Raw genomic sequence first — 13158 nt, 5'->3', positions numbered from 1 at the left:
CTCAACCTTTAACCGAACCTGCCATAATCCCTTGTATAATATATTTTTGCATGGCCAGAAAGAACGCGATGACCGGCAAGATACCCAGCACCAGAGCAGGTAATGCCAAATCCCACTGCTTCGTATATTGTCCGAAAAAGGCATAGGTTGCAATCGGAATGGTGCGCAATTCAGCCTTTTGCAGCACGAGAGAAGGCAGTAGATAGTCATTCCAAATCCAGAGTGTATTCAAAATAATAACTGTTACCATCATGGGCAGCATCAACGGATATACAATCCGGAAAAACACCCCGTAAGGCGTGCAACCGTCTACTGTAGCTGCTTCTTCCACCTCGACTGGCACACCTTTGACGAATCCGTGAAAGAGAAAGATGGACATAGGAGCCCCAAATCCCAGATAACAGATTACCAGACCACTAATACTGTTCATTAAATCCAGCGTACTTACAACCTTGACCAAAGGGATCATCACCGATTGAAAAGGAATGACCATCGCGGCCACGAACAGGCTGAACAGCACCCGATTGTAACGTGTTGGATGCCTAACCATTCGATAAGCAGCCATTGAGCTGATCAGTACGAGCAGCAGATTGCTGACCACCGTAACCACGAATGAGTTCCATAACGCTTCAGGAAAACGCGTAATGCTCCAAGCTCTAGCATAGTTGCTCCATACAAATGTTTGTGGCCAGGCCGCAGAATCCGTGAGCAGGTCACCAAAGCTTTTGACCGAATTCACGAACAAAAAGTAAAACGGGACGAGGAATACCAATGCGACGAGGATCATCACCAACTCAGTCGCCCAGGTTCCAACGCGGTAGCGATTGTTTGTTTCCATCTACGATTCCACCTCCCGGCTTTTCGTCAGGCGTACCTGAAGGCTCGTAACGAGAGCAACAATGATAAAGAAAATAAGTGCTTTAGCCGTTCCCAACCCATAACGATTATTGACAAACGCTTCATTGTATATATTGAGCGCCACTGACTCTGTTGAACCAAAAGGACCACCCTTCGTCAATGACAGGTTGAGATCGAACATTTTAAACGACCATGATATCGCCAGGAAGAGACATACCGTAATGGCGGGCATGATCAAAGGCAGTATAATCGACCGCAAGATTTGCATCCGGCTCGCTCCGTCAATCTCGGCTGCCTCCAGCATATCCCGGGGCACGTTGGTCAGGGAAGAGATATAAATCACCATTAAATAACCGGCTGTTTGCCAGATAAACACGATCACAATGCCCCAGAAGGCCGTAATCTCATCTCCCAGCCAGGACAGGTTGAAGAAGGATAACCCCGTACTCTCGCCGATCGCTGCAAATCCCTTGACGAAAATAAACTGCCAGATAAAACCGAGCAACAGACCTCCGATCACATTAGGCATGAAAAAAATAGTTCGAAGCACATTTTTTGTTTTTAGCGGCTTGGTTAGAAAATACGCCAGCAGAAAACCAAAGATATTGGCTGCCACCACTCCAATCACCGTAAAACGGACGGTAAACCAGAACGCTGTCCCGAATTTGTCGTCATTTAATAAAATGTGACTGAAATTATCCAGCCCGACCCACTTTGCCTGATTGGCTACCCCATTCCACTCTGTAAAAGAATAGTACATTCCTAGCATGAAAGGGATTACAATAATGATAACGAAAAATAACGTCGATGGCCCTACAAAAATCCATTGCTGGAGCCATTGCGACGACTTGGCGCGATTCAAACCGATCCCCCCTTTGTTCTCTTTGGTGTCTGGAACGCTCCTCTACGGCATCCTTGCAAGCAGTGTGGACGTTGAATCCGTATGGATATGCGATTCACATGTTCATTATGTCGAATTAGTGCTCTGGAGAACACGCAAGATCGTGAACCATTAAGGGGGAAAATATTGACCTCAGGCCTGCCTTGAATTGTGAAAGGAGCTTACCTGCATGAAATTTCATAGCATTCGTTCTCGCCTAATCTGGTTTCTACTCATTGCGGTCACCATTCCGTTGCTGCTTTCAATGACCATGACCTTCATCCTCACCAAACAATCCTTACGGGAGCAGGCCACCCAAGAAAATGAGCGGCTTATTTTTCAGGGAATTACGAATCTGGATAACTATTTACAGGGATTAAATCGCGCATCGATCGGAGTCTATAATGACCCTCATTTTCTGCGCAACCTGGCTAAAATTCCGGATGATTACCGGGCCGTTGCCGAGATTTACACCACGCTGCAAACGATGATGAATGCTTCCTCAGGTATTGACCAGGTGTACTTGCATTCGTTTGAGGCTGGGCAATCTACGCTGATTACCAGCACGGTTCCTTTACGGGAGTTCCGGCTGGAGCCCTTTACCGGTTCTATCCATTACGGCCCTTCCGGACTGTTCATACAACCCTCGCATATAAAGCATTTGTACGGCTTTTCGGCGGTTTCCTATGCGGAGCACAGCACAGAGCGGCAGGTATTTACACTCCACCGGGCGATTCGGAACATTCCGTCTTCAGAAACGCTTGGGGTACTGGCTATAGACGTTGATCTGGAGGCACTGCGCAGTATTTGCCGTCAATTGTATGATGCAGATACAGAGGAGCTGTTTTTAATTGATCGGAACGGAACGATCATCTATAGTGGAAAAGAATCATCCATTGGAACACACTGGAAGGAATCTGGCCTACTCAAGCGAATTTCTAAAGAAGACGAGCACGGTGTAATTGAAGATGATACAGCACTGCACGTATATGGCAAACTGGATGCCAACCTGTCAGGCTGGACACTCGTCAAGAAAATCCCTCATCGGACGCTTTATATGCGAGCTACCCAACTGACCCAGATCAATGCGGTCATTACAGGCGCAGCATTGCTGCTCGTTATTGTCGCCACGTTATGGATTTCAATAAAAATTACGGAACCGATTAAGCGGCTGACTCGCTACATAAACCAGATTCAGTCTGGTCAGCTGGATGTAGACATCCGGGCCATGAGCAACGATGAGATTGGAGTGCTGTCGCGTCGTTTCAGACAGATGATGGATACCATCAACAACCTCATTTTGCGGGAATACAAGCTGGAACTGGCAAACAAGACACACCAATTGAAAGCGCTTCAGGCACAGATTAATCCTCATTTTTTATATAATACGCTACAGTCTATTGGAACACTGGCTCTACAGCATGAGGTGCCGCGAATCTATTCGCTACTCTCTTCCCTTGCGAAAATGCTCCGCTATAACATGCGGGACCATACGATTGTTACACTCAAGGAAGAGGCTGAGCATGTAAAACAATATCTTGATTTGCAAAAGGAACGCTTCGGTGAGCAATTAGAAGTCACCTATCAATGGGATGATCAAGTTCTGAATGATCGGGTGCCTAAAATGATTCTCCAGCCGTTGGTGGAAAACTACTTTAAACACGGTGCCGATCCCCGGCTGGGGCCCGGTAAGATTCGTATTACAGCCTGCCGAATCCGGGAAGGCATTGTGAGGATTGAAGTGGAAAATAACGGGGCATCGATTCCAGAAAACGAATTGGAGCAGCTTCAGCATATGCTGCAACGTCCGCTGAAAGCCCATGAAGAATCAGACACTGATGAGCAAAACTCTATTGGTCTTCGTAATGTTCTATTACGTATCCAGCTTCACTCGGATGATGGTTCTAATACCCTGTGTGTAGACAATATTCTGCCTCATGGCGTTCGTTTCACACTTGAAATTCGCACCGAGCCCCATACAGAAATTCATATTAAGGGAGAGTGATCTGTCAATGAAGGTCCTGATTGTGGATGATGAAAGGCATGTACGTCACGCCATTCGGATGCTTGTACATTGGGAAGCTTACGGTGTGAGCGAGGTGATTGAGGCTGAATCGGGCGACCAGGCGATTGAGGTTATTACCGCACTTTCCCCGCCTGTGGTACTCACAGATATGCGAATGCCTGGTAAAGATGGAGTAGCCTTGATGGAGTGGATTCAAGCCAATTCTCCAGCTACCAGAGTCGTGGTGGTCAGCGGCTATGATGATTTTGAATTGGTTCGGCAGGCCATTCGCCGGGGAGGCATGGACTATATCCTTAAGCCCGTAGATCCGGTAGAGATCAATGAGGCGCTCAGTAAAGCCACTCAAGCTTGGCGGACAGCGGAGCAAGACCGGAACAGGCAGACCATGCAGGCTATGGAGGTCAACCGGATGAGGCCGCACTATGCTGATAAACTCCTGACCGAACTCATTTCCGGTACGGCGCTCTCCATCACTCCCTTACGTGAGGAGCTGCGTCTTCCCACAGCTATTCAGATCTGTAATGCAGCAGTGATGAGTACCACTCAACTGGATGCCGATATACTGGACAAATATAAAACGCGCCGCGCGCTTCTAGGCTTTTCCCTCATTAACATTTGCAACGAATTTCTGGGTACTTCTCAAACCGGAATTGCATTCCGTCATCTGGAGCGTACGGACGAAATTATTCTGCTGTATTGGGCCGAGCCGGCTCGTTGGCCAGTGCTCTTACAGGACATTCACACAGGGATTAGAACGGCGCTACGCTGCTATATGCACATCGGGGTTGGTTCTTTCGGAACCTTTCCGATGGGGGCAGCCACAGCCTACCAAGAAGCACGGCAAGCGCTCTGGAAACGGGATATGTTGCAGGCCACCGACTGGATACATGAGAGTTCTCCGGCCCGGCAGACCGTTCGTCTTCCCCAGTTGTCTGAAATGGAAGAGGAACTACGGCTTAGTGCGCTCAGCTGTAATGCCAGTCGCGTATCTACAGCGGTAGGCGACTGGGTGGCAGCCGTAGCCGTATTGCCTTCGGTTACAGCAGAGCAGCTCGCTGGCTGGAATCAAGAGCTGGATTGGATGCTAGCTCGCTGGCTGAATGACAGACCTGGAGATGCCGAAGGCGAGGAGCTGACAGATGAGTCCAACTCCATACCTGCCTTGCCAGTCGACAACCGTGGGGTGCTTTCCCTACCTTTATGGACAAAACAGATCGAAAATCGATTGCTGGCAGCCGGTCAGGCACTTACGCCAAGCCATAGCCCAAACAACCCGACGATCCGTGATATTGCCCGCTATCTGGATGCTCACTATGACGAGGATATTTCCCTACAGGATATAGCGAGCCGCTTTTACCTCAGCCGGGAATACATTTCTCGTAAGTTCAAGCAGGAGTACGGGGTTAATCTGTCCGATTATTTGTGCCAGATCCGGATGAGCAAGGCAAAGCTGTTACTGCTGAATGACAAGCTGCGCCTTCACCATATTGCTGGTATGGTCGGATATCAGGATGAGAAATACTTTGGCAAGGTGTTCAAAAAACTTGAGGGAGTTACGCCTGGCGAATTCAGAAGGCGCCATTCTGCAGATCCTCAGCCGTTATCGCATATAACACATGATCTTCCCACACACCATTAATCTTCAAATAGTTGAGAGCCAGCCCCTCGCGGCGAAATCCCGCCTTTTCCATCACTCGATGGGAAGGCGAATTTCTTGGCATGACTCCAGCTTGAATACGGTGTAATTCCAACTCATTCAGGGCGTAGCGGACAATATCCTTCACTGCGGAGGTAGCATAGCCTTGTCCATGATATGCAGGATCTACGAAGTAGCCCAGATTGGCATTTTGGAAGGGACCTCTAGCGACACCAGACAGCTCCATTCTGCCGATCAGCTTATCATTTTTCGGTAAAAAAAGTCCAAACGTATATCCCTGTCCGGCTTGTGCAGCTTCCAAGCCGTTGGAAATCAGACGCACCTGTTCTTCCAGGGTAAAGTAATGTTCAGGTCGTTCTGGCTCGAATGGTTTGAAAAACTCAAAATGTTGGCGTCTAATTTCTAATAAACGTTCTGCATCCTTTACTTGTAAAAGCCGAATCTGTAGACCTGGATGGGTGGACTTCATCGAAATCACACCATTCGTTTCATGGGACATTATCATTACCTTCTCTCTGTGTTATTCAACGTAATTGTAATTCACAGTCACCAGACAAGAAAATACCCCAGGCGCATAAAAGCAGCCTAGGGTATTATTATTCAAAATTTAGTCCGTAACAGGCATCCAGCCAGGTATAGTCGTCAGCGCACCCCACAAGTAGTCAGGAATGACCAGCTCCTGCTGGGCTTGCTTGGACAATGTCGTGCGAATGGTATCCTCTGTGCCGTTCTGCACTTTCTGAACCCATTGCGGCTCCATCAGCAACGGACGTCCCAGTGAAACAAGCGGTACACCTGTCTCCAGTGCTGCAAGCGCCTCGTCTGGTGTATTCAGGGAACCCACTCCCATGACTGGTACACGGTTCCCAACCTTCTCATGAATCAGAACCGTACGTGAACGTTCGTCACTACGGTCGCGGAACGAACCGCCGAAGAAATGATTTACGGAAATGTGCAGGTAATCCAGCCCTTCATCCGCCAGACGGTCTACAAGCACCATCGTATCATCCAGCGTGATGCCTGGCGTGTGTCCTTCCTCAGGAGACAAGCGGTATCCGAAGATAAATGGACGCTTCGCATGCTCTGCGATTACTTTCTTCACTTCGTGAACAATTGCCAGCGGAAAGGTCAAGCGTTTCTCAAGACTTCCTCCCCATTCATCGGTACGAATGTTGGAATGCGGAGAGAAGAATTGCTGCACGAGGTAACCGTTCGCTCCGTGAAGCTCTACACCATCATAGCCTGCTTCAATCGCGCGGCGAGTTGCTTCGCCATAGGCGCGGATGACGCGGTGGATATCGTCAGATGTCATTTCACGCGGCACAGGTGCGCCTTCTTTTTCCTCAGCTACTGCGCTTGCACTGATTGGTTGTCCGTCTGGAATCTGATCCGGTGGGCACAGGCGGCCACCATGATAAATTTGCAGAATCGCTTTCGCGCCCTCCTGATGAATCGTATCCGCCAGACGACGCAGGCTAGGAATCATTTCATCCTTGTCCGCACCAAACTCATTAACAAATCCTTTGCCATCTGGAGTTACATACACACAAGCGGTAATAACCGCGCCCACACCACCGGAGCGTTCACGGTAGTATGCCAGTTCCTGGTCACTGACTTCGCCATTTTCGTGGGAAGCAAAGTTAGTCATAGGGGCCATCGTAATGCGGTTCTTCAATGTAACACCGGATGGCAGGGTATAAGCTTCAAATAAAGGATTATATTTCGGGTTCATTCGTTCTCTCTCCTTCAGTTTAAGTCAGATCAGATCATATAGGGCTATTGAGCATGAAACGAATACGAATTCAATGTCATTTTCCTTCCATGACGAAGCCTCTTTGCTGTTGCTTACTTAAATACAGTGGTTATAATAACCACAGTATAATGATCCGCCCCTATAAAGTCAAATCCAACCTTTTTGACCTCCCTTAAACTGTCCGAAAAGTCCGAACTTTAGCCACTTTACATCAGCTATTGACAGTCGCTTATCTGCTTCCGGCTATGCTATCTTTCTCCTCCCGGCGGGAAAACCAGGTCGCGAGCAACGAGCCGGAAATATTATGCCACACGCTAAAAATCGCACTCGGTACAGCAGCAATCGGATTAAAATGAGCCGCTGCCAGCGCAGCGCCCAGCCCGGAATTCTGCATTCCTGTTTCCAGCGTAACGGCTTTACGCTTGGAAAGATCCATGCCGAATAACTTGGCAAACCAATATCCGAGCAGAAAGCCGATACCGTTATGCAAAATAACCACAGCAAAAATAATCGGACCTGTCTCCAAAATCTTGCCTCTGCTGCCTGCAACCACAATAGCCACGATAAGTACAATCGCCATGGTTGAAATGAGCGGCAGCGCCTTGACACTGGCTTCCGCTTGTCTGCGGAATAGCGATTTGACGATTACACCCAGCACAATAGGGACAATAACCACGATGAGGATATCCATGATCAGCGACTTCGCATCAATATTCATCCAGCGTCCGGCAAGCAGACTAATCATCGCTGGGGTTGCCAGTGGAGCAATCAGCGTCGACACTGAAGCGATCGATACGCCAAGCGCCACGTCACCTTTGGATAAGAGCGTCATTACGTTGGATGCAGTTCCACTTGGACAACAGCCGACCAAAATGACACCCACCGCAATATCCGGTGGAAGCTGCAATACTAATGCCAATACAAAGGCGAGAAACGGCATGATCAGATAGTGCCCTACCACTCCTATAGCCACATCCACTGGACGCCGGAACACTTCACGAAAGTCGGCCGCAGATAAAGTCAGCCCCATCCCGAACATGACAATGCCCAGAAATAACTGTATGTATCCTTTCAACCCTGTAAACGCCGTAGGAAAGAAAAATCCCAAACATGCAAATAAAAGCACCCAGACGGAAAAGGTCCCACCTACAAATTTTCCTACTTTCTCTAATCCTCTCATTCTACTGATCCCCTTACTTCTATATAAGCTGATTTAAGAAAATGCACATCGGAAGCATCTTCTGGCTGCATAGTTGGCACGCCATGTGAACTCTTCCTTCAGCTTATATAGTGCTTAAAATTTTTACCATTGTACTACATATGAATGCATATACATACAACTTTTTATGATTTTATTGGGATCAAGAAACTTTTCCCCGTTCGGACATATTTGAAAGCAAAGTGGGTATATTCATAGTAGAAGATAGTGACCAGTCGGTCATTTTGAATATCATTCGTTGAGGAGGAGTTATTCCTATGTCACGAAGCCATCCGTATAAATGGTGGAATATTATTGCATTCATCGCTGTCGTTCTCGTTAATATTTTGGCTTCTACACTTCCTATTGGCGGAAGAAGCACCGCTGCTGTATCCAACATGTATCCTACCTTAATTACGCCAGCAGGTTACGCTTTTTCCATCTGGTCGGTCATCTACGTGCTACTCGCCTGTTTTGCCGTGTACCAAGCTACATCTACAGGGCAAGCCAAGACAAGCGTTCAATCTATCGGTATTTTCTTTATTTTGAGCTGTCTCTTCAACATCATCTGGATTTTCCTATGGCAGTATGTATACGTAGAACTGTGCGTGATCGTCATTATTCTATACTTGCTCTCCCTATTCATCGTATATACACGTACTCGTACACCGCAGCCAACTCGCGGAGAAATGTGGTTCGTCAAGCTTCCTTTCAGTCTGAATCTCGGTTGGGTATCTGTGGCTACCATCATCAACATTACTGTAGCTTTGGAAAAGAATGAATGGAGTGGCTGGGGTCTCAGCGATACGATATGGGCGATCATCATCCTGTTTATTGGCACCGTATTGGCCATCTTGGTCAGCTTTCCTTATCGTGATAGCATCTATCCACTTGTATTTGTATGGGCCTATGTAGCTATCGCCGTCGAGCATCCGAACAATGAAAATGTACGGCTGGCTGCATGGATCTTGTCGGCAATTATCCTGGTGTACGCGCTGTGGCTATTCTTTGCCCGTAATCGAGACCGGGATTAAAGGAAACGAATATCATCTCCTAGCAACAAGCACAAGCGAGCATGGGTCGGAATCATTTAGCCCAAGCTCGCTTGCTTTGTTTTTTATAAAATATGATCAGGCATAGACTTTAATCAAATCTAAAAGCTTGCTTGTCGATTGATCCGTATTAATTTTCTCCATATTGTGAATGTAATCCGACCTTTTTTCATACAAACGAAGAATCATATCGACAAAGCGTTCAGATTCCAACTCTTCTTCTTCTAAAAACTCACACAAGCCTTGTGCTTTAAATGATTTTGCATTTAGAATCTGATCCCCCCTGCTGACTGCCTTTGAAAGAGGTATCAACAGCATAGGCTTGCGCAATGTCAAGAATTCAAAAATGGAATTTGAACCTGCCCTGGAAACAACCATATCTGCCATCGCCATTACATCCGCCAGTTCATCGTTTATGTATTCAAATTGCTGATAACCATTCGTATGAATAGAATCATTCACTTGGTTCTTACCACAAATATGCACGATTTGAAATTGAGCGAGCAAAGCCTCTAAATTCAGCCAAACCAGCTCATTGATCTTCTTGGAGCCTAAACTCCCACCCATGATGAGCATGATGGGCTTATTTCGAGTAAAACCGCAGTAGGCTAACCCTTTGGCCGCCTTCCCCTCTTTTAGCTCATCTCTCACAACAACACCAATATATCGGGTATTCCTAGAGCGAAAATATTCAGCTGTTTCAGGAAAAGTAGTACAAATTTCGGTAGCAAACATGCTGGAAATTTTATTCGCTAATCCAGGGGTAAGATCGGATTCGTGGATGATGACGGGGACTCTGTTCAACCACCCAGCCAATACCACAGGAACGGAAACAAACCCGCCTTTTGAAAAAATAATATTTGGTTTTTCTTTCTTTATAATTCGGTATGCTTGAGAAACGCCCTTTAGCACTTTAAAAGGGTCCTTAACATTATTCCAGTCAAAATATCTGCGTAATTTCCCGGTTGCGACACTAAAATAACACACGTCTTCTAATCCAGAGATCAGTTTTCTTTCAATCCCTTGTTCAGAGCCTATGTATTGGACACTCCAATGCTGTTCCAATAAGTGAGGAATCAAAGCTAGGTTTACTGCTACATGTCCTGAAGAACCTCCACCAGTGAACATTATTTTTTTATTCATCATCTCCACCTCCACTTGTATATAAAAGAACAGCACTCATTACATTCAAAACAACCGGATGCCACTATAGTAGTGACACCCGGTTCCATGCAAACTATTTATTATATGAACGAACCCTGGTAACTTATTCGCCCTTCAATGCAATGACTTCAATCTCCACCAGTGCGTCCTTAGGCAGACGAGCTACCTCCACCGCACTCCGTGCTGGGTATGGTTGCTCGAAGAAGGAACTGTACACCTCATTGACACTGACAAAATCGTTCATGTCCTTCAGGAATACAGTCGCTTTCACAACCTGGTTCATGTTGCTGCCTGCCGCTTCCAGAATGGCCTGTACATTGCTCAAGGACAGGCGAGCCTGCTCCTGTACATCCTTGCCGAACTCACCTGTTGCCGGATTCAGCCCAAGCTGTCCTGAGGTGTAAATAAACCCGCCTGCCTCTACCGCTTGGCTATAGGGCCCGATCGCGCCGGGGGCTTTTTCAGTAGCAATTGTTTTTTTCATATGGGTTGGATTCTCCTTCCTGATACTGGTTCACCGTATTATAGCATGTGAAGTCCAAAGCCACTATTCCGTGCGACGGTTTGACACGTTGGTTTCTCTAAAGAAACCTTATTGCGATGGTGCTATATTTTTTTATTTCCGCTGTAACCTTTAGAGCCCATGTATCATCTAATTCTTGTAACCTGCTACACAATAGATTGTACAAATTCAAATACAGGTACAATTACATTGATCATAGCTAGTATAGACGGGAAAGGAGCACCATCCTTTGAATCTCGAAACAAACGTATACCAAGCAAGGCACGGGGATCGCAAGGCGTTCGTCGCCTTGATGAAACAGATGGAATCCGATATGTATGGCATGGCGCGTTCCATTCTTCGCAGCAATGAGGATTGCGCGGACGCAATACAAGAAGCGATGCTCAAAGCATACAAGTCTCTGGGTGAGCTGCGTGAACCTCGCTATTTTAAAACATGGCTGCTTCGTATTCTCATTAATGAATGCCATCTCATGATCCGTAAGCAAAAACGGGTTGTACCCGTCGCGGAATTTATAAAGGAACCGTCCACCTCGGGCGGATACGAAAAAATCGAGCTGCGCGAGGCCATCGACCACTTGGAGGAATCCATGCGAACCGTGATTTCCCTGCACTATTTGCGTGATATGCCGATCAGGGAAATTTCAGAGCTACTGGACCTATCAGAGGGTGCCGTCAAAACACGATTGCACCGTGCTCGCAGAACATTAATGGATCTGCTACAAAATCGCGGAGAAAGGAAGGTGACCTTTCAATGAATCCTTCAGAGTATGAGAATCAGGAACAAAAGCTGGATGAGAAATTACAATTGGAAAAAGAAAACTTGGAAGCAGATATGGTAGACATCCCTGATTTGGTAAGGCAACGCCTAGACGCATTTTATGCACAAATGGAATCAGATTCTGACCTGCTACCCGACCGTTCATCCTCTCATCGACCCGTTAAAAGGTTTCTTCGGAGAACTGCAATTACCGCTGCTTCTGCAGCGCTCATTGGCGTTATGATCATTGGCAGCGCCTATGTTTCGCCTACAATGGCGGAATCATTGAAACAGGTCCCCCTTGTCGATAGCGTGTTCAAGCTAGCCGGGGATCTTGGGCTGCAAACCGCTGACCAGAAAGGGTTGGCCACTTCATCGAATCTCAGCGTTACCCATGACGGTATTACATTGAAGGTACCTCAAATCATATTTGATGGGACACGCTTGGTCGTCGCGTTGGAAAAAAGCGGTGGGGATTCACAGCATCAATTGCTGTACCCAACTACCAATACGCAAGGGCAGGAAGAGGATATGGTGGAGAAGATAGACCTGTCCATCAATGGGACGTCGGTCGACAGCAACAGTAGCGCCTTTAATCTCATGTATGGTCGTCCGGGCAAAGACAATAATTCTATGCTGATTGCGTATATGCGTGACCCTGCCAGTGGTAAAGCCGCCTTACCAGATCAGTTTGAGCTAGAGGTATATGCAAAGTTAAAAGGTGTATCCGAGCCGTTCCGCATACAAACCACGGTTCACAAAACTAAAATAAATAACAAGATACTTCAGCCGCAAATGAGCAAATCTAATCCGTATCTTGCATTTACGGTAGAAAAGTTAGAAATGACCCCTATCACGACCAAGATTACAACATCGTTCAAAATGCTGACTGATATTGCACATATGCCGGATGAGTACACCGTGGAACGAGAGTACAATAACATGAAGAATGGACACACGAACCAGTACACCAAAAAGGAATTGGATATACTCGATTATGCTGTATTCGACGAGCAGGGAAGAGAACTTCAATTGCTGAGCGGTTCTGGAGTTCCCCATACCAAATATAGCAAAATGATCACACTGTTTACTCCTTTTGTGGACACTCCCCAGAAGATCATTTTCAAGCCATATATCTTGCCAACCCAATCAGGAGGTAGCGCCCTACTCGATGCTAAAGGTAACTGGACACGCCATTACATCGATGAATTAGAAATTACGATCGATGTGCCGCAAAATACAAACCACCCATAAAACACGAATAACGCCGCTACTGTCCGAATGATCG

12 protein-coding genes are annotated in these 13158 nt (G+C 46.8%); 5 read left to right on the top strand and 7 right to left on the bottom strand.

Annotated elements, in window-relative coordinates:
• Position 1: 1 nt before the first annotated feature.
• On the bottom strand, positions 2-838 hold the full coding sequence (locus tag MKX36_RS02730) for a carbohydrate ABC transporter permease (RefSeq protein WP_016819492.1): 837 nt from the start codon (positions 836-838) through the stop codon (positions 2-4).
• On the bottom strand, positions 839-1720 hold the full coding sequence (locus MKX36_RS02725; RefSeq protein WP_016819491.1) for a carbohydrate ABC transporter permease: 882 nt from the start codon (positions 1718-1720) through the stop codon (positions 839-841).
• Positions 1721-1928: 208 nt separating this feature from the next.
• Between MKX36_RS02725 and MKX36_RS02720 the strand changes: the two genes are divergently transcribed.
• Both MKX36_RS02720 and MKX36_RS02715 read left to right on the top strand, forming a co-directional pair.
• Positions 1929-3743: a sensor histidine kinase gene (locus MKX36_RS02720; protein WP_340864169.1), complete on the top strand. Its 1815-nt coding sequence runs from the start codon at positions 1929-1931 to the stop codon at positions 3741-3743.
• 7 nt (positions 3744-3750) lie between these two features.
• Positions 3751-5403 (top strand): response regulator, encoded by a 1653-nt coding sequence (locus MKX36_RS02715; protein WP_340864168.1) that lies wholly within the window; start codon positions 3751-3753, stop codon positions 5401-5403.
• On the opposite strand, the gene MKX36_RS02710 is transcribed toward MKX36_RS02715, so the two are convergent.
• The 3 genes from MKX36_RS02710 to MKX36_RS02700 all read right to left on the bottom strand — a co-directional run bounded on the left by MKX36_RS02710 (position 5333) and on the right by MKX36_RS02700 (position 8354).
• Positions 5333-5920, bottom strand: coding sequence for a GNAT family N-acetyltransferase (locus tag MKX36_RS02710; RefSeq protein ID WP_167440981.1), 588 nt, complete (start codon positions 5918-5920; stop codon positions 5333-5335). The genes MKX36_RS02715 and MKX36_RS02710 overlap by 71 nt on opposite strands.
• Before the next feature lie 108 nt (positions 5921-6028).
• A complete protein-coding gene (locus tag MKX36_RS02705) occupies positions 6029-7153 on the bottom strand; it encodes an NADH-dependent flavin oxidoreductase (protein WP_019686018.1) in 1125 nt (374 codons plus the stop codon).
• Between the two features lie 250 nt (positions 7154-7403).
• Positions 7404-8354 carry a bile acid:sodium symporter family protein gene (locus MKX36_RS02700; protein ID WP_340864167.1) on the bottom strand — a complete coding sequence of 317 codons (951 nt, stop codon included), beginning with the start codon at positions 8352-8354 and terminating at the stop codon, positions 7404-7406.
• Between the two features lie 296 nt (positions 8355-8650).
• Between MKX36_RS02700 and MKX36_RS02695 the strand changes: the two genes are divergently transcribed.
• Positions 8651-9406, top strand: a complete 756-nt coding sequence (locus MKX36_RS02695; protein WP_340864166.1) for a tryptophan-rich sensory protein — start codon at positions 8651-8653, stop codon at positions 9404-9406.
• A 96-nt stretch (positions 9407-9502) separates the two neighbouring features.
• Here the strand turns inward: MKX36_RS02695 and MKX36_RS02690 are convergent, their stop codons facing one another.
• A complete protein-coding gene (locus MKX36_RS02690) occupies positions 9503-10567 on the bottom strand; it encodes an undecaprenyldiphospho-muramoylpentapeptide beta-N-acetylglucosaminyltransferase (RefSeq protein ID WP_340864165.1) in 1065 nt (354 codons plus the stop codon).
• 124 nt (positions 10568-10691) lie between these two features.
• Positions 10692-11072 carry a RidA family protein gene (locus MKX36_RS02685; RefSeq protein WP_013308546.1) on the bottom strand — a complete coding sequence of 127 codons (381 nt, stop codon included), beginning with the start codon at positions 11070-11072 and terminating at the stop codon, positions 10692-10694.
• A gap of 268 nt (positions 11073-11340) precedes the next feature.
• Between MKX36_RS02685 and MKX36_RS02680 the strand changes: the two genes are divergently transcribed.
• Both MKX36_RS02680 and MKX36_RS02675 read left to right on the top strand, forming a co-directional pair.
• Complete coding sequence (locus tag MKX36_RS02680; protein WP_016819485.1) at positions 11341-11868, top strand: sigma-70 family RNA polymerase sigma factor; 528 nt, start codon at positions 11341-11343, stop codon at positions 11866-11868.
• Positions 11865-13124 carry a DUF4179 domain-containing protein gene (locus tag MKX36_RS02675; RefSeq protein ID WP_340864164.1) on the top strand — a complete coding sequence of 420 codons (1260 nt, stop codon included), beginning with the start codon at positions 11865-11867 and terminating at the stop codon, positions 13122-13124. Before MKX36_RS02680 ends, MKX36_RS02675 begins: the two co-directional genes overlap by 4 nt.
• Positions 13125-13158 lie beyond the last annotated feature (34 nt).

The sequence above is a fragment of the Paenibacillus sp. FSL W8-0439 genome (genome assembly GCF_038008995.1).
Classification (GTDB): domain Bacteria; phylum Bacillota; class Bacilli; order Paenibacillales; family Paenibacillaceae; genus Paenibacillus; species Paenibacillus polymyxa.
The sequence above is the reverse complement of the archived record's forward strand: the minus strand, read 5'-3'. Positions and strand labels throughout refer to the sequence as shown.

Bases quoted from the DNA above. Each gene is read 5' to 3' on its own strand.
- MKX36_RS02730 (WP_016819492.1), bottom strand. From the start codon at position 838: ATGGAAACAAACAATCGCTACCGCGTTGGAACCTGGGCGACTGAGTTG.
- MKX36_RS02720 (WP_340864169.1), top strand. From the start codon at position 1,929: ATGAAATTTCATAGCATTCGTTCTCGCCTAATCTGGTTTCTACTCATT.
- MKX36_RS02715 (WP_340864168.1), top strand. From the start codon at position 3,751: ATGAAGGTCCTGATTGTGGATGATGAAAGGCATGTACGTCACGCCATT.
- MKX36_RS02710 (WP_167440981.1), bottom strand. From the start codon at position 5,920: ATGTCCCATGAAACGAATGGTGTGATTTCGATGAAGTCCACCCATCCA.
- MKX36_RS02705 (WP_019686018.1), bottom strand. From the start codon at position 7,153: ATGAACCCGAAATATAATCCTTTATTTGAAGCTTATACCCTGCCATCC.
- MKX36_RS02700 (WP_340864167.1), bottom strand. From the start codon at position 8,354: ATGAGAGGATTAGAGAAAGTAGGAAAATTTGTAGGTGGGACCTTTTCC.
- MKX36_RS02695 (WP_340864166.1), top strand. From the start codon at position 8,651: ATGTCACGAAGCCATCCGTATAAATGGTGGAATATTATTGCATTCATC.
- MKX36_RS02690 (WP_340864165.1), bottom strand. From the start codon at position 10,567: ATGAATAAAAAAATAATGTTCACTGGTGGAGGTTCTTCAGGACATGTA.
- MKX36_RS02685 (WP_013308546.1), bottom strand. From the start codon at position 11,072: ATGAAAAAAACAATTGCTACTGAAAAAGCCCCCGGCGCGATCGGGCCC.
- MKX36_RS02675 (WP_340864164.1), top strand. From the start codon at position 11,865: ATGAATCCTTCAGAGTATGAGAATCAGGAACAAAAGCTGGATGAGAAA.